This is a genomic window from Bacillus cereus group sp. BfR-BA-01349 (assembly GCF_022663795.1).
GTDB classification, from domain to species: domain Bacteria; phylum Bacillota; class Bacilli; order Bacillales; family Bacillaceae_G; genus Bacillus_A; species Bacillus_A cereus.
Genome location: NZ_JAKUGE010000054.1, coordinates 1 through 23,638 on the forward strand (window position 1 = coordinate 1; position 23,638 = coordinate 23,638).

The window sequence follows — 23,638 nt, forward strand, 5'->3', positions numbered from 1 at the left end:
CTTTTATTTTATCTTTTGAAGAAAATTTAGCCATAAAAAATGCACCTCCAATTGTTAGTTATGTGTCTAACAATTGGGGTGCACTTCACAATATGAGGGGCATTTTTTGAAGTTAATAAAAGACTATTCGAATTTTAAAGCGTCTCCGTCGAATGATTCGTCAGCAACTTTAATTGAGTCAGTTGGACAGCCTTCGAATGCATCCATCATATCTTCAATTAATACATCTGGAATTTCAACGATACCTTGGTTATCATCTAATGTTACAAATGCAATACCTTCATCATCATAGTCATAAATGTCTGGTGCAGCAGCGCCACAAGCACCACATGCAATACAAGTATCTTTATCAACGATTGTATATTTTGCCATCTTTTTTCCCTCCTGATAATATGTATGTGAAAAGCTCGCCATAAAAATTATAACCTTATTGTAAAACGGTTTGTAAAACTTTTCAACATAAAATTATAATGATAATGCTTATCAATTAGAGTGTCAACTTATTTTTGAATTATGTCATAAGATTTTCAAAATACGTAAATATGATTTCGTTTGATACAATAGAATATATACAAGTATATAGTTCTTATATGATAAGTTTAATGAGCGAAAGTAGATAGTGTAATTGTACTGAAAAGAATGAAGTTAAGATTGGAAGGTGGAAGCGGTCATGCAAATACAATATACTTTGTTGCATTGTTTAAAACAATTGAATGGTGAAAGAACCGTTTCTTCTATTTATTATTTACTAAAGGGCAAACGTTCTTCGCAAACTTTACAAGATGGAAATATGTTCCGAATTTCTTTTTTGTTCGGAATATACAAATCGTTGAATAGAAATGACTATGATGGTAAAGTTGCAAAGTTGTTGCAAGCGAATTTTATTCAAGAAATACATGAAAATACATATGTGTTAACACCTACGGGTAAAATGCAGTTACATAAATGGGAGGAAGTTTATGCTTTTCCGGCGCATTTGCATGGTTTACATTATGGTGAATTAGGTGAAACATTTTGGAAAAGATTATCATTAATTATTCAAACTATATCAAATTTACAACAGAATAATACGAAGTTTATCCCAATTCAGCAAGATACAGAAATAATGATGTGGGTGAAACGTTTTCTAACAGGAATACCATATAAGAGAAGTGAGTTGGCGAGAAAACTATGGACGGAAGTACATAATCTTTTAGAAAAGAGCAATACGATAGAAGCGACGATTGTAACATATCGGCTAACGGGTTATGAACGTATTGGTTGTACATTGCAACAATTAGCAGAAATTACGAAACAAGATATATTCAGGGTGTATTTTTTATTTTGGGGTACAATGCATTTCTTTATACAAGAAGTTCGTGATAAAGAAAATGAATTTCCACTATTAGCTGAAATTATATCTTATCCAAATGAGAGAGCTGAATTATTTAGTTTATCGACGAAAAAAACATATAATTTTTGGAGACAAGGACGTTCTTTAGAAGAAATAGCGACGATTCGGAATTTAAAGGTTGCAACGATAGAAGATCATTTTGTTGAAATTGCTTTGCGAGAAAAAGATTTTCCTATTGAAATGTTTATGGAAAAAGAAAAGATAGACAAAGTAATAAAAGTAATTGAAGCATTGCAAACGCGGAAGTTACGTGTTTTGAAACAAGCGGTTGGAGAAGATATCTCTTATTTTGAAGTTCGTCTTGTATTAGCGCGGATGGAGGGTGTAAATGAAACTTGAAGAATATTTATATAAGTGGTTTGGATATTCTGAATTTCGTCCAGGTCAAAAAGGAGTTATTACAGATTTATTAGAAGGAAAAGATGTGATAGCAATGCTTCCGACTGGAAGAGGGAAATCTATGTGCTATCAGTTTCCGGGGCTTATGCGAGAAGGAACAGTGCTTGTTGTATCACCGTTATTATCTTTAATGGAAGATCAAGTGACACAATTAAAGTATGTTGTGAAAAACCGAGTAATAGCATTTAATAGTTTTCGGACATTAAATGAAAAAAGAGAAGCGATGAAAAAATTATCTTCATATAAATTTATTTTTGTTTCACCAGAGATGTTACAGTCGGAGTTATTAATTAGGGAATTGAAGAAAATTCATATTTCATTATTTGTTGTTGATGAGGCTCATTGTATTTCTCAATGGGGTTATGATTTTAGACCGGACTATAAAAAACTAAATGTAGTTATTGAAAATATTGGTTCTCCTACAGTATTAGCATTGACAGCCACAGCGACAAAAGGGGTACTGCAGGATATCGCAAATAGTTTAAATTTAAAGGGTGCCGCGGAACATGTATACTCTATTGACCGTCCTAATATTGCAATGGATGTGCAATTTGTAGAGACGATAGAAGAAAAGAAAGAGGCGCTTTTAGAGCAGGTGATGTATTTACAAGGGCCGGGGATTGTATATTGCTCAAGTAGAGCGTGGACAGAAAGGTTAACGGAATACTTGAGAGGAAAAGGTGTTACTGGTGTAGCTTTTTATCATGGTGGTATGGAACATGAAGAGCGTATGTTAATTCAACAGCAGTTTATGAACGATCAACTGCAACTTGTAATATGCACAAGTGCATTTGGTATGGGGGTAAATAAGGCGAATACGCGATATATTATTCATTTTCATTATCCAACTAATATAGCTTCTTACTTACAAGAAATCGGAAGAGCTGGAAGAGATGGCGAACCGAGTATAGCTATTTTATTATGTAGTCCGTTGGATCATGATTTACCAATTTCAATCATTGAGGATGAATTGCCAAGTAAGTCACAAATACAATTTTTATTTTCTTTACTACAAGAAAGAATGTTTCAAACGAAAGAATTACCAATAGAAGATGTAGAAGAAATTTGTTATAATGCAGCAAGATTTAATGAGCAATATTGGCGTTTCGTTCGTTATCATCTCGAACAGGTTGGAATTATACAACAACGAAGATTATTATTAGAAGGTTTGTCAGATGAAATCATGAACCGATTAATAGCTGAAGTAGAACTAAGGTTGCGTAATAAATATAGTGAGCTAGAAAATATGAAGTCATGGATACAAGTTAAAGGATGTAGACGTGAATATGTGCTGCAACAGTTCGGTTATAGGAAAGAGCAAGAGTTAATTAATTGCTGCGATTATTGCGGTATTACAAAAGAAGATTATAAAAAAAGACGAGCGCAACAATCGGATTTCGACTATAATTGGGAAACAGAGTTACAAAAGCTTTTCGGCCTAGAAAAGATGGAGGAATGATGAACATTCAAAGGCATAATGTTGAAGATATGAGTCCGCAGGAAATAAGGCTGAATCTATATATAACACAGTTAATTATTATCGGTATTGGCTGTTTACTGGCATATATATTATTTCAAGATGTAAAAGAAGTCTTTAATTTATGGAAGTGGGAACCAGTATCTATACTTATTATAGGTGGTTTGTTAGCGATTGGTATTGTGTTATTAGATTATGTTGCAATGCGAGTGTTTCCGGAGTCTTGGTTTGATGATGGTGGTATTAACGATAAGATGTTTCGAGGAATGTCCGTTCTGCATTTACTCGTTATTACGTTCTTAATTGGTTTTGCAGAAGAATTTTTATTTAGAGGTGTAGTACAGACTCATTTTGGAATTGTAATTGCGAGCTTCGTATTTGCAGTGTTACATATTCGTTATATAACAAAGCCATTTTTGTTTTGTTTCGTCTGTTTCATTAGTTTTGTCTTTGGTTATGTATTTGAATGGACAGGAAATTTGTTTATAACAATCTTTGCACACTTTCTTGTTGATTTTATAATGGGACTCCAATTAAGAAAATAAATGGAAGGTGGTGGTGAACAACATGAGGAAACGAATTCCTGATTTTGAAGAGGAATTAGAAGTTGAGCGAGTGGAAGAAAAAGAAAGTTTACCGCCGCGTAGTGAAATTCATAGAAATAAAGAAAAAAAACAAAAGTTTAAAATAAATCACATTTTCGTCCGGGTTTTAACATTTCTATTCATTCTGCTGCCAATTAGTATTTTGTGGTATACGGATAAATATATTCAGGTGAAGGGTGATAGTAATAATGCCGGAAAAAGTGCGTTTGAAGTAATCTTCTTTGATTCAGCTAAATCTGAGTCACAGAAACATTCTGAAAAAGTAATAACGCATACTGTGAAAGAGGGAGAAACTTTAGAAAGTATAGCGAAGCAATATTTTTCAGATGGAAATGGAATTGAAGTAATTAAAAAGTATAATAACTTGCAAGAAGATGAAGTGAGTGCAGGTCAAGAATTAAAAATTCCGATAAAAGATAAGTCCACAAAGCAAGAAAGCTAGTGAGTTAAGCGATCACAGTTTGTTATAAAAGCCTAGGATTATCTTTATGAGGAGGGGAGTCAAAAATATGATATGGATTATATTATTCAGTACTCTCATAGGCATGGGTATTTTATTGCTTCTTGTGATGTATAAAGAAGCGATGCGTAATACGGTGTTGGAACATACTTTAGTATTTAAAGAATTTCCGAAAAGTTTTCAAAAAGTAAATGTGTTTTTTATTTCTGATATTCATAGAAGAGTCATTTCGAATTTGTTAATTGAACAAGTAAAAGGAAAAGTAGATCTCGTAATTATCGGAGGAGATTTAGCGGAGAAAGGTGTCTCTTTATCAAAAATCTCTGCGAATATTCAAAAGTTAAGAGAGATAGCTCCTGTATATTTTGTGTGGGGAAACAATGATTATGAGATAGAATATCATGAATTAGATGCGTTATTATTAGAAAATAACGTAAAAGTTTTAGATAATACAAGAGTGGTATTTGAGTCTGAATTAGGCGAGAAAATTTGTTTGCTCGGTATAGATGATGTTGGATTGCACCGTGATCGTCTAGATTTGGCATTGGCGGATTGTAAAGAAGATGGTTTTCGTATCCTAGTTAGTCACAACCCTGATATAATAAAAAAAATGTCTGGAAATGAACAGATTTCACTTGTCTTAAGTGGACATACGCATGGAGGGCAAATCCGATTATTCCCATCTAAAAAATATTTAAAAGGTGGCGTATATAACCATTTAAATACGATTCTCTTTGTTAGTAATGGGTATGGAACAACATTGATACCACTTCGTTTCCGAGCACCTGCTCAAACACACATCATTACATTGTGCGGAGGGAAATGATGCCAACTCTTAATGGGAAATACAATATAAAAGCCGTTTCGAATATAATTGGAGTTCAGCCGAGTACGCTTCGTGCATGGGAAAGACGATATCAAATTATTGCCCCAAAGCGGAATCAAGCTGGGCATCGTTTATATACAGAAGAGCATATTCAAATTTTAAAATGGTTAATGGAAAAAGTTTCTTCCGGTATGATGATTGGACAAGCAGTTCAATTATTAGAAGAGAATCGTTTGCAGAGTACAGTTCAAAAAGAGATACATTTCGATAAAGAAGTTGTTTTAGTGGACGATTTGCTACAAGCTTTGTTAAAATTTGATGAAATTACAATTGCTGCATTATTAAACGAAGCTTTTAGTATATATTCAACAGAGAAGGTTGTTGCCAGTATTGTTCTTCGAGTGACAGACAAATTATTAACGTCAAAAAATAATAATGAGATTTCAATGGTGCAATTTCAATATGCACTATCATTTTTACAAACGCGTCTAGGGATGGTGTATCACAATGCCTCAATGTTTTCCTCTTTACACAAAGTTATTGTGTTAGAAAAGGATGCATTGAAAGGATTTATTTTTTCAACTTATTTACGCTTAAAAGGATATGAGGCGATATATATTAGGACAAGCTTAGCTGAAGATGGTATGTTATCAGCGGTAGAGGAAATACAGCCGAAATATGTATTTGTATCTTTTGCTGACGAACAAGAAATGAAAAAGACGATGAACTTTATAAATTTATTACAAGAAAAAAGGGAATCTCTTTCAGTTGGATTTATCGGAAAGCTAGGCGTTCTAAACCAGTTGGACATTGAAACAATCTTAATTGGTGATACGAAAGAAGAATGGGATGGATGGTTAAAAATGTCGGAATAGTTGTTCGAAAAGAACCATCTATTTTCTATTTCATATAATAAAAATTAGATGCATTGGTTACGTAGGGAGGGTATGAGATGAGGCTGGAACGATTAAATTACAATAAGATAAAAATTTTTCTAACATTTGATGATTTATCTGAACGAGGATTAACGAAAGAAGATTTATGGAGAAATGCACCGAAAGTACAGCAATTATTTCGTGATATGATGCAAGAAGCAAATAAGGAATTAGGGTTTGAAGCAGATGGTCCGATTGCAGTTGAAGTGTTTTCTCTACAAGCACAAGGAATGGTTGTAATTGTAACGAAAGAAAATCAAGAAATGGATACAGATGATGAGTTCCGTGACGAGTTTATTGAAATGCAAGTGACTCTAGATGAAAGTGAGCATATATTATATGAGTTTGCTACGCTAGATGACGTAATTAACCTGTCGAATCGCTTATATAACCTTGGTGTAACTGGCGGAAAGCTATATACGTGGGATGAGCGCTTCTATCTTTGGGTGGAAGAAGAGGAACAAATTCAATTGTTAAAGGCGGATTTTATAGCTATTTTAGCGGAATACGGTAATCCGTCTACAGCAACCATTTATCGCATCATGGAGTACGGTAAAGAATTAATGGATGTTAACGCGATAGAGCAAATACACAATTACTTTGTGAAAAAACAAAACCTCAGCTAATACAACATAGCTGAGGTTTTGTTTTTATTTGGAGAAGGGAAGGGATGATTGTAAATACTCGAACATACTTTTTGAAAATAAAATATGCAGTTTTATAGGAGTGTGGTTGATGAAAATAAAAAACATTTAAATATTTAAGTATTTTACTTTTCTAAAAGTAATAAAAGGACTATAATAATAGTGAAAACGCTTGCAACAGAAAATAGTTTGTATATATTTGTTAGCGTTTTCTATTGCATTCCAAATTTAAGGGTGTATACTAGGCAATGAAGGTTTACTAAACAAGTGAAATTACAGGGGGTTTACTTACTATGGTAGCCGAAAAGGGAACTCAAACAAAAACACAACAACAAAGGGAACAACATTTTGAACTATTGAATTCAACACAAATTGTTATTAGTGAAGCGTTAGAAAAATTGGGTTATCCAAACGAAGTATATGAATTATTAAAAGAACCAATTCGTATGATGACAGTGAAAATACCAGTTCGTATGGATGACGGGACTGTTAAAATATTTACAGGATATCGTGCACAACATAATGATGCTGTTGGTCCAACGAAAGGTGGGATTCGCTTCCATCCGAATGTAACAGAAAATGAAGTGAAAGCACTTTCAATCTGGATGAGTTTAAAATGTGGTATTGTTGATTTACCATATGGTGGAGGTAAGGGTGGAATTATTTGTGATCCACGTGAAATGTCATTCCGTGAGTTAGAAAAATTAAGCCGCGGTTATGTACGAGCAATTAGCCAAATCGTAGGACCGACGAAAGATATTCCAGCTCCAGATGTATTCACAAACTCTCAAATTATGGCATGGATGATGGATGAGTATAGCCGTATTGATGAATTTAATTCACCAGGATTTATTACAGGTAAACCGCTTGTATTAGGTGGATCACATGGACGTGAAACAGCAACAGCGAAAGGTGTAACAATTTGTATTCGCGAAGCTGCGAAAAAACGTGGCATTGATATTAAGGGTGCACGCGTTGTTGTTCAAGGATTCGGTAATGCTGGTAGCTTCTTAGCTAAATTTATGCATGATGCAGGTGCGAAAGTTATTGCAATCTCAGATGCTTACGGCGCGTTACATGATCCAAATGGATTAGATATTGATTATTTATTAGACCGTCGTGATAGCTTCGGTACAGTAACAAAGCTATTTAACAATACAATTTCAAACAAAGAATTGTTAGAACTTGATTGCGATATTTTAGTTCCAGCTGCAATTGAGAACCAAATTACAGAAGAAAATGCTAATGATATTAAAGCGAAAATCGTTGTTGAAGCTGCAAATGGTCCAACAACATTAGAAGCGACTAAAATTTTAACAGATCGCGGAATTTTACTTGTTCCAGACGTGTTAGCAAGTGCTGGTGGTGTAACAGTATCTTACTTTGAGTGGGTACAAAATAACCAAGGTTACTACTGGACTGAAGAAGAAGTAGAACAACGTTTAGAAAAAGTAATGGTAAGATCATTTGATTCTATTTATGAAACAGCACAAGTTCGTAAAGTGAACATGCGCTTAGCGGCGTACATGGTTGGTGTTCGTAAAATGGCTGAAGCAAGCCGCTTCAGAGGTTGGGTATAAAATATTATATCTTGAGAAAACGTGATTTCCTTTCGAGGGAATCACGTTTTTTTGTTGAAGTATTAAATGAGGTGTTGTATATGGAGAATGAAATGCTGGAGCGAGTAGAACAATTAGAAGAAAAGGTTAAGAGGTTAGAGGGAGAACTCGCAAGAACGATGAAAGCTCGAAAAATAAGTACCATTCGGATGTTCGGGGAAGGGCTACTGTTTCTGATATTTGGTGTGGTTGTAGTAGGGCCGATTATTGCCGTTGTAATCTCAATTTTTACTTGGCTTGCTGAAAAATAAAATAAAAATAAAAAAGCACGTTTGTTCTATACGAACAAACGTGCTATACTCTCCTTAGATAAACAAAACGGAAATGATTTTAAGGAGAGATAAATGATGAAAATGACAGTAGACCAAAGATTTATGATGCCAGCAGATGTTGTAGAGCGAGTGGAAGTATTACGAAACAAACAAAGCAAGCGTGGCACATTATTACAATCGGTAAATAAATTTTTCGGTTTAGATACGAAAGAAGATTGTGTTTGGTTTTACGGTTTTTATGGAGTGGCTGTAAGTATCTTGTTGTTTATGGTGTTCACTTCAAATATTTTCGATTTTCTCTTCGCGTAAGAAATATGCGATAAGGACATTGCTACCGAATACATATATAAGGAAGTAAGGTAATCTTCTAGAGCGGGAGTTGGTAGCAATGGCGATGTTTCCTATAGAGCGCAATTATATTGGATATGGAAGTTCACGACCGGGGATTCCTCTGACTAAAGTGAGATTTATCGTAAGCCATGATACAGGGAATCCTGGAAGCAATGCGATAGGGAATCGAGATTACTTTAATGAATTACAACCGAAAGCTTCGGCGCATACATTTATAGATGATAAAACAATATTGGAGATTATTCCTATAAATGAAGTTGCGTATCATGTTCGATATGGTGTGCCGACGGATAATGACTTATATGGATATGACGCAAATAAGGCGGCCATTGGAGTGGAACTTTGTTATGGTGGCGATGTTAACTTTTGGGAAGCGTATAATCGTTTTACATGGTATCATGCGTATTTATGCCAAAACTTTGGCTTAAATCCGAAAAAAGATATCGTGTCACATAAAACGCTTGATCCAGCTAGAAAGATTGATCCTGAGAATGTATTAGGGAAACAAGGTATTAAATTTCAGCAGTTTTTAGCAGATGTCTATCGGATGTACGTTTCGTTTAGATGACAAATATATGAAAAATGAATACAATAAAGATAGGTGCCTACTGCTGTAAGTAGGTTTTTTCTTGTTTTTATAAATAGTGCATTGGTAGAAGACTAGGAGTGGACGAGTATGCAGAAAGAAACAGTTATTATAATCGGAGGCGGTCCGTGCGGATTAGCGGCTGCAATTTCGTTGCAAAAGGTAGGGATAAATCCGTTAGTAATTGAAAAAGGAAGCATTGTAAATGCCATTTATAATTATCCAACTCATCAAACATTTTTCTCTTCTAGTGAAAAATTAGAAATTGGTGATGTAGCTTTTATTACAGAAAATCGTAAGCCAGTTCGAAATCAAGCGCTTGCGTATTATCGTGAAGTAGTAAAACGTAAATCTGTACGTGTAAATGCTTTTGAGCGAGTGGAGAAAGTTCAAAAAGATGGAGAATTTTTTCAGGTTGAGACGACAAAGCGTGACGGAAGTAAGGAAATGTATATAGCGAAATATATTGTTGTGGCAACTGGATATTATGATAATCCAAATTATATGAATGTTCCAGGTGAGGAATTGAAGAAAGTAGCTCACTATTTTAAAGAGGGGCATCCTTATTTTGATCGAGATGTAGTAGTTATAGGTGGGAAAAACTCGAGTGTAGATGCCGCGTTAGAACTTGTTAAATCTGGTGCACGTGTAACGGTACTGTATCGTGGAAGTGAGTATTCACCAAGCATAAAGCCTTGGATTTTGCCGGAATTTGAGGCGTTAGTACGAAACGGTACAATTCAAATGCATTTTGGAGCTCATGTGAAAGAGATTGCTGAGCATACATTAACGTTTACAGTTGATGGTGAAGCTTTTACAATCCAAAACGATTTTGTATTTGCGATGACTGGTTATCATCCTGATCATAGCTTCTTAACGAAGATGGGTGTTCAGATTGATGAAGAAACAGGACGTCCAATTTATACAGAGGATAGAATGGAAACGAATGCTGAAAATATTTTCATTGCAGGTGTCATTGCTGCTGGAAATAATGCAAATGAAATATTTATCGAGAACGGTAGATTTCATGGAGATGCGATTGCGCAAACCATTGCATCAAGAGAAAAATAAAAAGGAGCTGTCGGGAAAATCTCGACAGCTCCTTTTTATTCGTGCATAAACATATTTTGAATGGATTCATGGGAATTTGTATTCTCTAATGCAACAAGTAATTTAATGCGTGCTTTTTGTGCATTTAAGCCGTATGTGAATACAATGCCCATATCTTTTAAGTGTTTACCGCCACCTTCATACGAATATACGTCTTGAACGATACCGTTGAAACAGCGAGAAACTAATACGACAGGAATACCTTTATTTAATAATCTTTCTAGGCTAGGTAGTGTTCTTGGAGGGAGATTACCTTGTCCAAGAGCTTCGATAACAATGCCGTCTACAGGAAGATTTTCGATTGCTGCTAATAATGTATCATCCATGCCAGCATATGCTTTTAGAACAACTACATTTTTAGACACTTTGTTTATCGTATATGATTCGCGATGTACTAAAGCGTGATGGAAGACAACGCCGCGTTTTGTTACCATTCCAATTGGTCCGTATTGTGGACTTTGGAATGTTGCGACATTACTTGTATGTGTTTTCGTTACATTTGTAGCGCAATGAATTTCGTCGTTTAATACGACTAAAACACCTTTTTCTGCAGCTTCATCACAACTAGCAACTTTTACAGCTGATAAGAAGTTATATAGACCATCAGCACCTAACTCATTGCTAGAGCGCATTGTACCTGTCACTACGATCGGAATAGTTGCTTGTACTGTTAAATCTAAGAAATAAGCTGTTTCTTCTAATGTATCCGTACCATGCGTAATAACTACGCCATGAATGTTGTCTTGTTTTACTCTTTCATCAATGATGACTTGTAATTGTAACATTTCGCTCGGTGTCATATGAGGAGATGGTAGATGGAACACATCTTCAACGATTAAATCAACATCGCCTTCTAAATCAGGAATGAATTTTAAAAGAGGATTTTTTTTACCTGGTTGTACGACCCCAGTTTCTTTATCTTCCTCCATTGCAATTGTTCCACCTGTGTGTAAAACTAGGATGCTTTTCAATGCTTATACCCCTTTCAAGTAAAAAAATACATTTAGAACATAACATGTTTTGAGTAAATTCGACAATGGAAATGTATAAAAGTATGCCTCGAAAATGACAATAAAATTAACTGCTATATGTACGATGTATAAAATTACGAAACGAAATGTGCAAATATAGTATAGGAGGGAGAAATTACGGTGAAAAAGATGGAGAGAATTTTTATTCGTATATTAATAATACAATTCATTTGTCTTTCTGTTGTACAATTGTTATTTATACATAAGTCATCAGTGAAATATTTATCTAAAATTGTTTATTATGAGGGTGTTATGGTAAAAAACAAAGTGGAAATCTTGCAGGTGAATCGGTAGTTTTCATTTTCTTCTATGAAGGATTATGCTACAATAATTGAGGATATAATGACGCGAAGCAAATGAGAAGAAGCAGGGTGAACACCTGCTTTTCGTTTTGTTTTATAAGTGAAAAAATGAGGTGTTACAATGGATAAACGAATTTCGATTGCTATAGATGGTCCAGCAGCTGCAGGGAAAAGTACAGTGGCAAAAGTTGTTGCGAAGGAACTTTCTTATGTTTATATTGATACAGGCGCAATGTACCGTACGCTTACATATGCAGCCCTTGAACAAAAAGTAGACATTGAAAATGAAGAGCAGTTAATGGAAGTTGTAAAGAATGTAAATATTGAGTTTCAGCAAGGAGAAAATACACAGCTTGTATTTTTAAATGGACAAGATGTTTCTGAAGTAATTCGTACACCTGATGTGACGAATCGAGTATCTATTGTAGCGAAACATCGCCTTGTTCGTGAAGAAATGGTACGTCGTCAGCAAGAGTTAGCGAAAAAAGGTGGCGTTGTAATGGACGGCCGTGATATTGGTACACATGTATTACCGGATGCTGAAGTGAAAATCTTTATGCTTGCTTCTGTTGAAGAAAGAGCGGAAAGAAGGCATTTAGAAAATTTAAATAAAGGTTTCGATTCTAATTTAGAGCAGCTAAAAGAAGAAATTGCTCAGCGTGATAAATTAGATTCAGAACGCGAAGTTTCTCCACTAAAAAAGGCTGATGATGCATTGGAATTAGATACGACTTCTTTATCAATTGAAGAAGTTGTCCAAAAAATTATGAGCATTGTTTCTGGAGTGTTTGCGAAATAAAGAAAGGGGATAATCCTCTTTCTTTTTTTGTTTAAATAGAAATGTAAAGGATACGTGAATTGTGAGTCTCTTTCCTTGACAAATGAGCTGATTTGTAAGAAGTTAGTTAAAGAGGAATAAAACTGTCAGAATATATTCGCTATTATATTTCAAAACATACTTTTTTCAAGCTGGTTTTGCTGTATACTATTTATATAGGTTTAATATATTTTCTTGTGAATGTTATTGAAAAAGAGTATGTGATGAGAAATTCTTAAACATGCAAATGAAAACTTTGTTTTCATTTCGTATATACATAAAAAATGCTTTGTCAATTCTGTAGGGAGGTATTTCCATGGTAGAGAAAATGAATGAAGAAGTTATGGATTCAAAAGAATTACAAGTTGGTGACGTTGTTACAGGTTCTGTAACGAAGGTTGAAGAGAAACAAGTGCTTGTAAATGTTGGATACAAAACAGATGGCGTAATTCCAATTAGTGAATTAGCTAACGTTCATATTGAAAAAGCAAGCGATGTTGTAGAATTAGATCAAACACTAGAGTTAAAAATTATTAAATTAGAAGAAGATGATCTTGTCTTATCTAAACGTGCTGTTGATGCAGAAAAAGCATGGGTAGAACTACAAGAGAAATTTACTTCTGGTCATGTATTTGATGTTACTGTAAAAGATATTGTGAATGGCGGATTAGTTGTGGACCTTGGTGTTCGCGGTTTTATTCCAGCTTCACTTGTAGAAGTACATTATGTAGAAGACTTTACTGACTATAAAGGTAAAACATTAGCGGTGAAAATTGTTGAATTAGACCGTGAAAAAAATCGTGTAATCCTTTCGCATAAAGCGGTAGTAGAATTAGAACTAGATTCTAAGAAAAAAGAAGCAATTTCTTCATTAAAAGAAGGGGACGTTGTTGAAGGAACAGTACAACGATTAACTGACTTTGGCGCATTCGTTAATGTTGGTGGAGTGGACGGTTTAGTTCACATTTCACAAATTTCACACGAACGTGTAGAGCAACCTTCTGAAGTGTTAGAGCAAGGTCAAAAGGTTAAGGTAAAGGTGTTATCTGTTGATGCTGATACACAACGTATTTCTTTATCAATTAAAGCAGCTCAACCAGGACCTTGGGAAAACGTTGCTGGCGAAATAAAAGCTGGAGATATTCGTGAGGGAGTAGTAAAACGCCTTGTTACATTTGGTGCATTCGTTGAGGTTTTACCGGGCGTTGAAGGACTTGTGCACGTATCTCAAATTGCAAATCGTCACGTGAAAAATCCGAATGAAGTATTGGAAATGGGACAAGAAGTAAAAGTGAAAGTACTTGAAGTTCACGTAGCAGAGAAACGTATTTCTTTAAGTATAAAAGAAGCGCTTGAGGAAAATAATGTAACTGAAGATTATAGTCAGTATGAGCCAAATGCTGATTCTGCTACTTTCCAATTAAGTGATATTATTGGTGAACAACTGAAAAAATTAAAGAAATAATGAGGGGTACAAGTGGTAAGGGCAAAACGTAAATTAGATCATATTGAATACGCTCTTTCTACTGGTCAGTCTCGTACGCATGGCTTTCATGATATTGATTTTGTGCATCAAAGCTTGCCAAATTCAAATTATGACACAATAACATGTGAAACAAAAATCGGCGAACTTTCACTAAGTTCGCCGATTTTTATCAATGCGATGACTGGTGGTGGAGGAGAGAAAACGTTACATATTAATGAGCAATTAGCATATGTAGCGAAACATCATAACCTTGCTATGGCTGTAGGTTCGCAAATGGCGGCGTTAAAAGATGAAAGTGAAGCTGCTTCTTATAAGGTGATTAGAAAGGTAAACCCAAATGGTATTTTCTTTGCTAATTTAGGTAGTGAGGCAACTATCGAGCAGGCAGAGCGCGCCGTTGATATGATTGAAGCGAATGCATTACAAATTCATTTAAATGTCATACAAGAGTTAACGATGCCAGAAGGAGACCGTGATTTTACTGGAGTACTTCAGCGTATTGAGAAAATTGTTTTAAATAGTAAAGTTCCTATCATTGTAAAAGAAGTTGGATTTGGGATGAGTAAGGAAACAATGCAACAGTTAGTGAACGTAGGTGTAACAGCAATTGATATTGGTGGGCAAGGTGGTACAAATTTTGCTGCTGTTGAAAATGAAAGAAGACAGCGAATGCTTTCTTATTTTAATAACTGGGGCATACAAACAGCAACCTCGATTATTGAAGCAACCTCTACAAATAATAACCTCTCTTTTATTGCATCTGGGGGTATACAAACAGCGCTTGACGTAGCGAAAGCGATCGCATTAGGGGCGAATACAACTGCGTTTGCTGGTTACTTTTTACGTATTTTAATGCAAGATGGTATCGAGAAGTTAGTGGATGAAATTGAGCTTCTACATACAGATTTGAAATTTATAATGACAGCTCTTGGTGCGAAGACGATAGAAGAGTTGCAATCTGTACCTCTTGTTGTAAAGGGTGAAACATATCATTGGTTAATGCAGCGTGGTATTGATACTGCGCATTATAGTAGGAGATAAAAAATCAACCGTTCGGTTGATTTTTTTTGTTCTATTCTTTTTCGTAATATAAAGTGGAGAATGGGACTAGTATTATATAAAAATATCATTTCGTAAAAATTGCAATTGAAAAAGGACTAAAAAATGTAGATGGTGTGTTGTCGGATTACTGGATAGAACTTAATTTTTAACGGGAATAGGTGAAGGTAAAAAGAAGTGATGGGAGGATATGGTGCGCAAAATATTATTTCAATATAAATAGAAAACATTAAACTGATTATGTAAAAGACGGTTTCGTACAATATCGAAACCGTCTTTTTGTATTAATTAGTGCTGGTTTTGTTTTCGAGCCTGTTCTGGTGTATCAAGTCCAGTTGCACCTGGATATTGTAGTGATTGATCACGATCGGATTCAACGCGGCGTGATTCTCGTAGTTTTCGTTCTTGGCGATCTTTACCCATAATGAATAACACCTCCTTGTTAAAAGTGTTGCTGTTATAAGAAAAAACTATGCGTAAATAAAGTGGATTAACTTTCATAAAAAGTTCCCATAATGGAAAACATAGGAGGTGAAGTTGATGGATGGAAGTACTTTTTATTTTGTAGCTTGGATAGGGTGGATCATTGTAACCTTTTTTATGAAAAAGGACCTTATTCGGTGGAAGTTAGGCGCTTGTATACTGATTTTTATAATATGCTCTCCGTTACATGTAACGATTGCCTCATTCGTGGTATCAGTAAATGCTCTTTTACTTTGTATTATTTCTTTTATAGGGATCACGCTATATTCTGTCTGGAAAAAATTATATAGCTTACTTTCGGCACTTATTATTGCAATGTTATATACAAGTTTTCATCTGTTAGAAATATATGATCCGATTTGGATTGTGGTGGATAGAGTGTTTCTGCTAAGTAGTGCTCTTGTGTATGCATCGGTGTTATTGCATGGGGATCGCATATTACGATTATGTTCTCTATATGTAGGGATGTTACAAGGAGAGCTGCTAGTGACATTTATTTTTAGGAAATTGAATTTCCCATATGATTACGGTAGTTTAGCATTTTTTGATATCGTCGCCGTTTCTACATTATTCATGGCAGTATTGTTTTGGAGTGCAAAAGCATCAGTATACATGGAACGGTTTAAGAGAAAAACACGTAAAAGAAAGGCGAGGGTAATACATGACTGAATATACACCAGCCATTTTATGCGGCGTAATAGCGGGGACAGTTACAAGGGTGCTAATGCTTCGGACGGATACGCGGCAATATCCGACGAGGCTGCATGGGAAAATTATTCATATTGCAATGGGGTTAATTGCAGCTGCTTTAGGAGCGATTGCAATCCCGTCTATTTTGAAAAAAGATTTTTCTGCCATTACATTTCTTACGTTAGCAGCGACACAATTTCGTGATGTACGTAATATGGAAAGAAATACGCTTCAACAATTAGATGGGTATGAGCTCGTACCGCGTGGAAATACATACATTGAAGGAATTGCATTGGTTTTTGAAAGTCGCAACTATTTGGCAATGTTAACGTCGTTTGCAACGACGTTTGCGTATATAGGATTCCGTTCATGGATTGCAGGAGTAATTATGGCTATAATCGCATTTTTTATCGCGAAAAAATTAATGTCTGGTAAAAGGCTGCATGATCTTGTTGAAATTGAGCACGTTCCGCTTCGTTTTGAAGGAGCAGGGCTTTATATTGACAATATTTACATTATGAATATTGGATTGCCAGCAAGACAAGAAGAAATTATGAAATATGGTATGGGTTTTATTTTAAAGCCGAAATCAATTGATGCGATGGTTACAATCTCAAATTTAGGGCAACGACAAGCTATTTTACACGATGTTTCAGTAGCGTTAGGGATTTATAGAGATTCTGGTACACCAGCGCTTGTACCGTTAGCAAAGCGTGATTTAGAGGATGGCAGGGTTGGGATTTTTGTACTGCCGCAAGATCAAGATGCAGAGAAAGCGATAGGTGTCATAGGAAATGTACCAACGTTAGAAAGTGCTGTCCATATGTCATCGGAAGCCCCGAAAGGAAGGGGAGATAAGAGATGATGTTAGAAAGTGTTATTCTGGCAGTTATAACAACGACTCCAGAAAAATTTGCAGGTGGTGCTCCTTTATTCGTTTGTGAATCGACAGAGGAACTAGAATTTATTGCAAATAATTTAGAGGCAATTTTAGATGGTATTGCACATCGCTTACAAGAGAATGTATATATTATTGTGAAACATTAGCAACGTGTGCTATAATGTGAGGTGTTTTGATACGTTGAGAAATATTCTGGAATGCAAATCCCTTCTTGCACAAAGAAGGGTTTTTTACATAATAAACAGAAGCAAGTTGAAAGGATGAAAGTATATGCCGAAACCAGTAATAGCGATAGTAGGTCGCCCGAACGTAGGGAAATCTACTATTTTCAATAGAATTGTTGGAGAAAGAGTTTCAATCGTAGAAGATATTCCAGGTGTAACGCGCGATCGTATTTATAGCGCTGGAGAATGGTTAAATCATGAATTTAACATTATTGATACGGGCGGAATTGATATTGGAGACGAGCCGTTTTTGACACAAATTCGTCAACAAGCTGAAGTAGCAATTGATGAAGCGGATGTTATCATTTTTATGACAAACGGTCGTGACGGTGTAACAGCAGCTGATGAAGAAGTTGCAAAAATTTTATATCGTTCAAATAAACCGGTTGTACTTGCAGTAAATAAAGTGGACAATCCGGAAATGCGCAGTGACATTTATGACTTTTATGCATTAGGATTTGGCGAACCATTCCCAATTTCAGGTACACACGGATTAGGATTAGGTGACTTACTAGACGAAGCTGCACAACATTTTCCAAAGATTGAAGAAGACGGATATGATGAAGACACAATTCGTTTCTCTTTAATTGGACGTCCAAACGTAGGGAAATCATCACTTGTAAATGCTCTTCTTGGTCAAGAGCGTGTAATTGTTAGTAATGTAGCAGGAACAACTCGTGATGCTGTCGATACACCATATAGTAAAGATGGAAAAGATTATGTAATTATTGATACAGCTGGTATGCGTAAAAAAGGAAAAGTGTATGAAAGTACAGAAAAATATAGTGTACTTCGTGCGCTAAGAGCGATTGAACGTTCTGACGTTGTTTTAGTCGTTTTAGATGGTGAAGAAGGAATTATTGAGCAAGATAAAAAAATCGCTGGATATGCTCATGATTCAGGGCGAGCTGTTGTTATCGTTGTAAATAAATGGGATGCAGTGAAAAAAGACGAGAAAACAATGAAAGCATTTGAAGAAAATATCCGTGCTCATTTCCAATTCTTAGAATACGCACCAATTGTTTTCTTATCTGCAAAAACAAGAAAACGTACACAAACATTAATACCGATTATCGATGAGGTAAATGAAAGTCATAGTATCCGTATTCAAACGAACGTATTAAACGATGTAATTATGGATGCGGTAGCGATGAATCCGACGCCAACTCATAATGGTAGCCGTCTGAAAATTTTCTATGCAACACAAGTTGCGGTAAAACCACCGACATTTGTTGTGTTTGTAAACGATCCAGAATTATTGCACTTCTCATATGAGCGTTTCTTAAAGAATCGCTTACGTGAATCATTTGGCTTCGTAGGAACACCGATTCACATTATCGCTAGAGCAAGAGACTAATGGAGAGGATGTGATTTTATGACAAAAATCACAGTAGTAGGAGCAGGTAGCTGGGGAACAGCGTTAGCGATGGTATTAGCTGACAATGGACATGATGTACGTATTTGGGGAAATCGCCCAGAACTTATGGATGAAATTAATACGAAACATGAGAATAGTCGATATCTCCCAGGCATTACATTGCCAAGCACAATCGTAGCCTACTCTTCTTTAGAAGAAGCATTAGTAGATGTAAATACAGTACTGCTAGTAGTACCAACGAAAGCGTACAGAGATGTATTACAAGAGATGAAAGAAATTGTTACTGAACCAATTACTTGGATTCATGCGAGCAAAGGAATTGAACCTGGTACGTCAAAACGTATTTCGGAAGTGATTGAGGAAGAAATTCCAGAGCATTTAATTAAAGATGTTGTTGTACTGTCTGGACCGAGTCATGCTGAAGAAGTCGGTTTACGACAAGCGACAACAGTTACGTCTGCAGCAAAGCGTATGGAAGCGGCTGAGGAAGTACAAGATTTATTTATGAATAGTTATTTCCGTGTATACACAAATCCAGATATCGTTGGAGTTGAACTTGGTGGTGCGTTAAAAAATATTATCGCATTAGCTGCTGGTATAACTGATGGTCTTGGATTAGGTGATAATGCAAAGGCGGCATTGATGACACGTGGTTTAACAGAGATTGCTCGTTTAGGAAGAAAAATGGGCGGGAATCCGTTAACGTTTGCTGGTCTAACTGGTATGGGAGACTTAATTGTAACGTGTACAAGTGTTCATAGCCGAAATTGGCGCGCTGGAAATATGCTTGGAAAAGGACACTCTTTAGAAGAAGTGTTAGAAAGTATGGGTATGGTTGTGGAAGGTGTAAGAACAACGAAAGCTGCTCATGAATTGGCAGAGAAAATGGAAGTTGAAATGCCGATTACAGCTGCTTTATATGACGTGCTGTTCAATGGGAATAACGTAAAAGATGCGGTAGGCTCATTGATGGGGCGTGTTCGAAAACATGAAGTGGAAGCTATACCTGATTTACTGTAAAGAAAAGCGACAGAAGTACATTTGTACTTCTATCGCTTTTTTTATTTTTTGGGTCTTTTCACCATTTTTTCATTTTTGCATAGGATGAAGAGTAACTTGAGGAGAGGGTGAAAAGAATGGATAATAACATTTTTAATAATATTGAGAAGGAAGCGAAAGTAAATAAAGAGGATATTTTTAAATTAGCATCATCCGTGCAAAATGCGAATTTACGTGATGAAACTGTACTTCGTCAATTAATTCATCAAGTGGCTCTTATGGCGGGACGTGAAGTGCCGAAAGAGCAAGAGGATCAAATTGTAAAAGCGATTATTAATAATAATATGCCAACAGATTTTGGCTCGTTAAGCAAAATGTTTAAAAAATAAATTATGAGAAACAAAGAGTTTGTAGATTGCATATGATAGCCATGAAAGAATGGGAATAGAGCTGTTTTTGGGCATATTTGGTCAACCGAAGCGAGAGATACAATCGCTTCGGTTTTATTTTTGTCTAGATTGGTGAGAAATGCTGGAAAACCTATTGATTAAAGTTACATATTCGCAATTTGTAGTAAAAAGTTCTTTTTGTATTTGTTTAAAGATTTTAATTTGTTAAAATAGTATAAAAATAGATTAATAAAAAGGGGTGTGTATATGTCAGAAGGGCTTATGAAAATGTGGTTAGCTTTAGGGGCAATTGGATTTATGTTTTTTGCAGTAAGTTTTATTTTATTAAGTAGACATAAAATAAAGAATAAATTTTTGAAAGGGATTACAGCGTTAGTAGCGTACACCCTTATGATTGTGTCAGGAATTGTTATTTTTCTTGTTGTATTTAGTGGACCTGTACAGCAGTAAATGGAATGGTCTCGAAAATACTACATACGGAGCAAGTTAGATTAGTAAGAAAAGGTGATGGTAGTGAAAAAATTCCATATTATTTTAATATTTTGTTGTATGAGCCTTTTAACGGGGTGTCTGTATCCGAAAGAAAATATGAAGCAAAATGCGGTTCCTTATGAAGATCAGCTACAGGTTGTTCAAAAAGCTGTTGTGACATTTAAGGAGCAAAATGATGGGATATTGCCAATTAAGACGAGGGATATGAGTACACCTATTTATCAAAAGTATCCAATCGATTTTCAACAGATTGCCCCGCGTTACATACAAGAAGCGCCAGGGAATGCGTATGAAAGTGGAGGAGTATACCAATATGTATTAATAGACGTTGAAACAAATCCAACAGTAAAGTTAATTGATGTTAGGATAGCTGAACAAATTCAGGAACTATCTTTAAAGCTTAGGATGTATCGTGATGAACATCAATATCCACCTTTTAAAAAAGTAATTTCAGATGGTGTATATGAATTGGATTTCAAAAAACTAGGATATAAAGATGTGCCACAAGTGACAAGTCCATATTCTGGTAAAGGACTTCCTTTTGTAATTAATGAAAAAGGAGAAGTTTTTGTTGATTATAGAATCGACTTATATGACGCTTTGAAAAGAAATGAAGGGCAGTTTGCGGAGGGAGAAGATATTCGAAATATACTTTCGAAAGGTTCCCCGTTTGTACCAGCTTATTCTTTACCGTACACAGTAAAGGACGGAGAACCAATTTTTTTAAAATGATAAGTCATGAACCTTTCTTTTAGTGAATAAGTTCTAGAAGAAAGGTTTTTTATGTTATACAACTTACGATGCAAACAAAAGATATTTTTTAATAGTCATATGAAATTGGACAAAATTATATGATATATTGTCCGAACTTCTAGAATACCATTATATTATATCAGATATTATAGGCAACGTTAGAGAAGGTATTAGTTGACTATAAACGCGGAATTATTCCCAAAAATTTTGAGGGAGGGAATCACTTGGAAAAGGTAGATATTTTTAAAGATATTGCAGAACGAACAGGCGGTGATATTTATTTTGGAGTTGTAGGAGCTGTTCGAACAGGGAAATCAACATTCATTAAAAAATTTATGGAACTTGTAGTTATTCCAAATATTGAGAATGAGTCTGACCGTCAAAGAGCGCAGGATGAATTGCCTCAAAGTGCTGCTGGTCGTACAATTATGACGACGGAACCGAAGTTTGTTCCAAACCAAGCGGTTTCTATCGAAGTAGATGAAGGACTTGAAGTGAATATTCGATTAGTAGATTGTGTTGGATATACGGTTCCTGGAGCGAAGGGCTATGAAGATGAGAATGGCCCGCGCATGATTAATACCCCTTGGTATGAAGAACCTATTCCATTCCATGAAGCTGCAGAAATCGGCACGCGTAAAGTAATTCAAGAACATTCAACAATTGGTGTTGTAATTACAACAGATGGAACAATTGGTGAAATTCCAAGAAGAGATTATATAGAGGCAGAAGAACGCGTTGTAAATGAGTTGAAAGAAGTAGGAAAACCTTTCATTATGATAATTAATACGGTACAGCCGTATCATCCAGATACAGAGCAATTACGCCAAAGTTTATCAGAAGAATATGATATCCCGGTTATTGCAATGAGTGTGGAGAGTTTAAGAGAAACAGATGTATATAATGTACTTCGTGAAGCGCTATTTGAATTCCCTGTATTAGAAGTGAATGTGAACCTTCCGAGCTGGGTAATGGTGCTAAATGAAGGGCATTGGTTGCGTCAAAGTTATCAAGAAGCAGTTCAAGAAACTGTGAAGGATATAAAACGTCTTCGTGATGTGGATCGCGTTGTTTGGCAGTTTAGTCAATATGAATTTATTGATCGAGCGAGCCTAGCTGGCATTGATATGGGGCAAGGTGTGGCGGAGATTGATTTATATGCGCCAGATGAATTATATGATCAGATTTTAAAAGAAGTAGTAGGAGTAGAAATTCGAGGGAAAGATCATTTATTAAAGCTTATGCTCGATTTATCTCATGCGAAAATAGAGTACGATCAAGTGGCGGATGCACTGCGTATGGTTAAGCAAACAGGATATGGTGTAGCAGCGCCTGCATTAGCGGATATGAGCTTAGATGAGCCAGAAATTATTCGTCACGGTTCAAGGTTTGGTGTGAAGTTAAAAGCGGTAGCGCCATCTATTCATATGATTAAAGTAGATGTAGAGTCAACGTTTGAGCCGATTATTGGTACTGAAAAGCAAAGTGAAGAATTAGTTCGTTATTTAATGCAAGATTTTGAAGATGACCCGTTATCAATTTGGAATTCTGATATATTTGGACGTTCACTTAGCTCGATTGTTCGAGAAGGAATTCAGGCGAAATTATCTTTAATGCCAGAAAATGCTAGATATAAATTAAAAGAAACGCTAGAAAGAATTATTAATGAAGGATCTGGCGGATTAATTGCGATTATACTATAAGAAAAAATCCCTCTCACTGTAGAGGGATTTTTTGTTTTTTTGATTATAAAATAGAAAAATAAACAGTCATTATCTAATACATTGTTGTAAATTGTCAAGTTTCATCAGATTTTCACATTTTCAGAGTAACAATTTCCTTAAAAATATTGAATTATAAAGGAGAATCGTATAATATAGGCGTTGATAATGATTTATCTACATCTTTGTAGTATAGAATTTGCAAAAATTGCCTA

The 23,638-nt window shown here is 35.5% G+C and carries 28 protein-coding genes; 25 read left to right on the forward strand and 3 right to left on the reverse strand.

Features of this window, described 5'->3' with window-relative positions:
• Positions 1-123: 123 nt before the first annotated feature.
• Positions 124-372, reverse strand: coding sequence for a ferredoxin (locus MR169_RS23145; protein WP_001151993.1), 249 nt, complete (start codon positions 370-372; stop codon positions 124-126).
• Between the two features lie 298 nt (positions 373-670).
• Here MR169_RS23145 and MR169_RS23150 point away from each other — a divergent pair, with 298 nt between their 5' ends.
• The 12 genes from MR169_RS23150 to MR169_RS23205 all read left to right on the forward strand — a co-directional run bounded on the left by MR169_RS23150 (position 671) and on the right by MR169_RS23205 (position 10,638).
• Positions 671-1,732: a YpbB family protein gene (locus MR169_RS23150; protein ID WP_242320099.1), complete on the forward strand. Its 1,062-nt coding sequence runs from the start codon at positions 671-673 to the stop codon at positions 1,730-1,732.
• On the forward strand, positions 1,722-3,251 hold the full coding sequence (recQ, locus tag MR169_RS23155; protein ID WP_016117484.1) for an ATP-dependent DNA helicase RecQ: 1,530 nt from the start codon (positions 1,722-1,724) through the stop codon (positions 3,249-3,251). Before MR169_RS23150 ends, recQ begins: the two co-directional genes overlap by 11 nt.
• Complete coding sequence (locus MR169_RS23160; RefSeq protein WP_001025780.1) at positions 3,251-3,814, forward strand: CPBP family intramembrane glutamic endopeptidase; 564 nt, start codon at positions 3,251-3,253, stop codon at positions 3,812-3,814. The genes recQ and MR169_RS23160 overlap by 1 nt, the downstream gene beginning before the upstream one ends.
• Before the next feature lie 22 nt (positions 3,815-3,836).
• On the forward strand, positions 3,837-4,316 hold the full coding sequence (locus MR169_RS23165) for a LysM peptidoglycan-binding domain-containing protein (RefSeq protein WP_001231553.1): 480 nt from the start codon (positions 3,837-3,839) through the stop codon (positions 4,314-4,316).
• Between the two features lie 67 nt (positions 4,317-4,383).
• Entirely contained in the window at positions 4,384-5,160 is a 777-nt protein-coding gene (locus MR169_RS23170; protein WP_000637796.1) for a metallophosphoesterase, read from the forward strand.
• Complete coding sequence (locus tag MR169_RS23175) at positions 5,160-6,035, forward strand: MerR family transcriptional regulator (RefSeq protein WP_001142651.1); 876 nt, start codon at positions 5,160-5,162, stop codon at positions 6,033-6,035. The genes MR169_RS23170 and MR169_RS23175 overlap by 1 nt, the downstream gene beginning before the upstream one ends.
• 77 nt (positions 6,036-6,112) lie before the next feature.
• Positions 6,113-6,721, forward strand: coding sequence for a genetic competence negative regulator (locus tag MR169_RS23180; RefSeq protein ID WP_001235402.1), 609 nt, complete (start codon positions 6,113-6,115; stop codon positions 6,719-6,721).
• A gap of 311 nt (positions 6,722-7,032) precedes the next feature.
• Positions 7,033-8,319, forward strand: coding sequence for a Glu/Leu/Phe/Val family dehydrogenase (gudB, locus tag MR169_RS23185; RefSeq protein WP_242320100.1), 1,287 nt, complete (start codon positions 7,033-7,035; stop codon positions 8,317-8,319).
• An 80-nt stretch (positions 8,320-8,399) separates the two neighbouring features.
• A complete protein-coding gene (locus MR169_RS23190) occupies positions 8,400-8,609 on the forward strand; it encodes a hypothetical protein (protein WP_098782124.1) in 210 nt (69 codons plus the stop codon).
• Between the two features lie 93 nt (positions 8,610-8,702).
• Positions 8,703-8,939: a DUF3961 domain-containing protein gene (locus MR169_RS23195; protein ID WP_001983018.1), complete on the forward strand. Its 237-nt coding sequence runs from the start codon at positions 8,703-8,705 to the stop codon at positions 8,937-8,939.
• Between the two features lie 79 nt (positions 8,940-9,018).
• Positions 9,019-9,549: a peptidoglycan recognition protein family protein gene (locus MR169_RS23200; protein WP_001240655.1), complete on the forward strand. Its 531-nt coding sequence runs from the start codon at positions 9,019-9,021 to the stop codon at positions 9,547-9,549.
• A gap of 108 nt (positions 9,550-9,657) precedes the next feature.
• Positions 9,658-10,638 (forward strand): YpdA family putative bacillithiol disulfide reductase, encoded by a 981-nt coding sequence (locus tag MR169_RS23205; RefSeq protein ID WP_242320101.1) that lies wholly within the window; start codon positions 9,658-9,660, stop codon positions 10,636-10,638.
• A gap of 35 nt (positions 10,639-10,673) precedes the next feature.
• On the opposite strand, the gene ansA is transcribed toward MR169_RS23205, so the two are convergent.
• Entirely contained in the window at positions 10,674-11,648 is a 975-nt protein-coding gene (ansA, locus tag MR169_RS23210) for an asparaginase (RefSeq protein ID WP_255846528.1), read from the reverse strand.
• 180 nt (positions 11,649-11,828) lie between these two features.
• Between ansA and MR169_RS23215 the strand changes: the two genes are divergently transcribed.
• The 4 genes from MR169_RS23215 (at position 11,829) to MR169_RS23230 (ending at position 15,354) form a co-directional block, all read left to right on the forward strand.
• Complete coding sequence (locus tag MR169_RS23215; RefSeq protein WP_000738057.1) at positions 11,829-12,002, forward strand: YpfB family protein; 174 nt, start codon at positions 11,829-11,831, stop codon at positions 12,000-12,002.
• A gap of 129 nt (positions 12,003-12,131) precedes the next feature.
• A complete protein-coding gene (gene cmk, locus MR169_RS23220; protein ID WP_000361252.1) occupies positions 12,132-12,809 on the forward strand; it encodes a (d)CMP kinase in 678 nt (225 codons plus the stop codon).
• Between the two features lie 334 nt (positions 12,810-13,143).
• On the forward strand, positions 13,144-14,292 hold the full coding sequence (gene rpsA, locus MR169_RS23225; RefSeq protein WP_000229561.1) for a 30S ribosomal protein S1: 1,149 nt from the start codon (positions 13,144-13,146) through the stop codon (positions 14,290-14,292).
• 12 nt (positions 14,293-14,304) lie between these two features.
• Positions 14,305-15,354: a type 2 isopentenyl-diphosphate Delta-isomerase gene (locus MR169_RS23230; protein ID WP_000251036.1), complete on the forward strand. Its 1,050-nt coding sequence runs from the start codon at positions 14,305-14,307 to the stop codon at positions 15,352-15,354.
• A gap of 306 nt (positions 15,355-15,660) precedes the next feature.
• Here the strand turns inward: MR169_RS23230 and MR169_RS23235 are convergent, their stop codons facing one another.
• The gene (locus MR169_RS23235; RefSeq protein ID WP_000513900.1) at positions 15,661-15,795 is read right to left on the reverse strand and encodes a YpzI family protein; all 135 of its coding nucleotides are present in this window, start codon (positions 15,793-15,795) and stop codon (positions 15,661-15,663) included.
• Positions 15,796-15,912: 117 nt separating this feature from the next.
• Here MR169_RS23235 and MR169_RS23240 point away from each other — a divergent pair, with 117 nt between their 5' ends.
• From MR169_RS23240 to spoIVA, 9 genes are all read left to right on the forward strand, one after another.
• A complete protein-coding gene (locus MR169_RS23240; RefSeq protein WP_000349096.1) occupies positions 15,913-16,524 on the forward strand; it encodes a YphA family membrane protein in 612 nt (203 codons plus the stop codon).
• Positions 16,517-17,410 (forward strand): YIEGIA family protein, encoded by an 894-nt coding sequence (locus tag MR169_RS23245; RefSeq protein WP_000141596.1) that lies wholly within the window; start codon positions 16,517-16,519, stop codon positions 17,408-17,410. Before MR169_RS23240 ends, MR169_RS23245 begins: the two co-directional genes overlap by 8 nt.
• Positions 17,407-17,592 (forward strand): capping complex subunit for YIEGIA, encoded by a 186-nt coding sequence (locus tag MR169_RS23250; protein WP_000979058.1) that lies wholly within the window; start codon positions 17,407-17,409, stop codon positions 17,590-17,592. The genes MR169_RS23245 and MR169_RS23250 overlap by 4 nt, the downstream gene beginning before the upstream one ends.
• Positions 17,593-17,716: 124 nt before the next feature.
• On the forward strand, positions 17,717-19,027 hold the full coding sequence (gene der / locus MR169_RS23255) for a ribosome biogenesis GTPase Der (RefSeq protein WP_242320102.1): 1,311 nt from the start codon (positions 17,717-17,719) through the stop codon (positions 19,025-19,027).
• An 18-nt stretch (positions 19,028-19,045) separates the two neighbouring features.
• A complete protein-coding gene (locus MR169_RS23260) occupies positions 19,046-20,068 on the forward strand; it encodes an NAD(P)H-dependent glycerol-3-phosphate dehydrogenase (protein WP_000161763.1) in 1,023 nt (340 codons plus the stop codon).
• Positions 20,069-20,184: 116 nt separating this feature from the next.
• Complete coding sequence (locus tag MR169_RS23265) at positions 20,185-20,436, forward strand: stage VI sporulation protein F (protein WP_000369754.1); 252 nt, start codon at positions 20,185-20,187, stop codon at positions 20,434-20,436.
• Positions 20,437-20,703: 267 nt separating this feature from the next.
• Positions 20,704-20,907 (forward strand): DUF2768 domain-containing protein, encoded by a 204-nt coding sequence (locus tag MR169_RS23270; RefSeq protein WP_001289004.1) that lies wholly within the window; start codon positions 20,704-20,706, stop codon positions 20,905-20,907.
• Positions 20,908-20,970: 63 nt separating this feature from the next.
• Positions 20,971-21,681, forward strand: coding sequence for a hypothetical protein (locus tag MR169_RS23275; RefSeq protein WP_000713405.1), 711 nt, complete (start codon positions 20,971-20,973; stop codon positions 21,679-21,681).
• A gap of 245 nt (positions 21,682-21,926) precedes the next feature.
• Complete coding sequence (gene spoIVA, locus MR169_RS23280; protein ID WP_000416519.1) at positions 21,927-23,405, forward strand: stage IV sporulation protein A; 1,479 nt, start codon at positions 21,927-21,929, stop codon at positions 23,403-23,405.
• Positions 23,406-23,638: the final 233 nt, after the last annotated feature.

What these genes read in the sequence shown, in the direction of transcription:
- MR169_RS23145 (WP_001151993.1), bottom strand. Translation starts at nt 372, where the DNA reads ATGGCAAAATATACAATCGTTGATAAAGATACTTGTATTGCATGTGGT.
- MR169_RS23150 (WP_242320099.1), top strand. Translation starts at nt 671, where the DNA reads ATGCAAATACAATATACTTTGTTGCATTGTTTAAAACAATTGAATGGT.
- recQ (WP_016117484.1), top strand. Translation starts at nt 1,722, where the DNA reads ATGAAACTTGAAGAATATTTATATAAGTGGTTTGGATATTCTGAATTT.
- MR169_RS23160 (WP_001025780.1), top strand. Translation starts at nt 3,251, where the DNA reads ATGAACATTCAAAGGCATAATGTTGAAGATATGAGTCCGCAGGAAATA.
- MR169_RS23165 (WP_001231553.1), top strand. Translation starts at nt 3,837, where the DNA reads ATGAGGAAACGAATTCCTGATTTTGAAGAGGAATTAGAAGTTGAGCGA.
- MR169_RS23170 (WP_000637796.1), top strand. Translation starts at nt 4,384, where the DNA reads ATGATATGGATTATATTATTCAGTACTCTCATAGGCATGGGTATTTTA.
- MR169_RS23175 (WP_001142651.1), top strand. Translation starts at nt 5,160, where the DNA reads ATGCCAACTCTTAATGGGAAATACAATATAAAAGCCGTTTCGAATATA.
- MR169_RS23180 (WP_001235402.1), top strand. Translation starts at nt 6,113, where the DNA reads ATGAGGCTGGAACGATTAAATTACAATAAGATAAAAATTTTTCTAACA.
- gudB (WP_242320100.1), top strand. Translation starts at nt 7,033, where the DNA reads ATGGTAGCCGAAAAGGGAACTCAAACAAAAACACAACAACAAAGGGAA.
- MR169_RS23190 (WP_098782124.1), top strand. Translation starts at nt 8,400, where the DNA reads ATGGAGAATGAAATGCTGGAGCGAGTAGAACAATTAGAAGAAAAGGTT.
- MR169_RS23195 (WP_001983018.1), top strand. Translation starts at nt 8,703, where the DNA reads ATGATGAAAATGACAGTAGACCAAAGATTTATGATGCCAGCAGATGTT.
- MR169_RS23200 (WP_001240655.1), top strand. Translation starts at nt 9,019, where the DNA reads ATGGCGATGTTTCCTATAGAGCGCAATTATATTGGATATGGAAGTTCA.
- MR169_RS23205 (WP_242320101.1), top strand. Translation starts at nt 9,658, where the DNA reads ATGCAGAAAGAAACAGTTATTATAATCGGAGGCGGTCCGTGCGGATTA.
- cmk (WP_000361252.1), top strand. Translation starts at nt 12,132, where the DNA reads ATGGATAAACGAATTTCGATTGCTATAGATGGTCCAGCAGCTGCAGGG.
- rpsA (WP_000229561.1), top strand. Translation starts at nt 13,144, where the DNA reads ATGGTAGAGAAAATGAATGAAGAAGTTATGGATTCAAAAGAATTACAA.
- MR169_RS23235 (WP_000513900.1), bottom strand. Translation starts at nt 15,795, where the DNA reads ATGGGTAAAGATCGCCAAGAACGAAAACTACGAGAATCACGCCGCGTT.
- MR169_RS23240 (WP_000349096.1), top strand. Translation starts at nt 15,913, where the DNA reads ATGGATGGAAGTACTTTTTATTTTGTAGCTTGGATAGGGTGGATCATT.
- MR169_RS23245 (WP_000141596.1), top strand. Translation starts at nt 16,517, where the DNA reads ATGACTGAATATACACCAGCCATTTTATGCGGCGTAATAGCGGGGACA.
- MR169_RS23250 (WP_000979058.1), top strand. Translation starts at nt 17,407, where the DNA reads ATGATGTTAGAAAGTGTTATTCTGGCAGTTATAACAACGACTCCAGAA.
- der (WP_242320102.1), top strand. Translation starts at nt 17,717, where the DNA reads ATGCCGAAACCAGTAATAGCGATAGTAGGTCGCCCGAACGTAGGGAAA.
- MR169_RS23260 (WP_000161763.1), top strand. Translation starts at nt 19,046, where the DNA reads ATGACAAAAATCACAGTAGTAGGAGCAGGTAGCTGGGGAACAGCGTTA.
- MR169_RS23265 (WP_000369754.1), top strand. Translation starts at nt 20,185, where the DNA reads ATGGATAATAACATTTTTAATAATATTGAGAAGGAAGCGAAAGTAAAT.
- MR169_RS23270 (WP_001289004.1), top strand. Translation starts at nt 20,704, where the DNA reads ATGTCAGAAGGGCTTATGAAAATGTGGTTAGCTTTAGGGGCAATTGGA.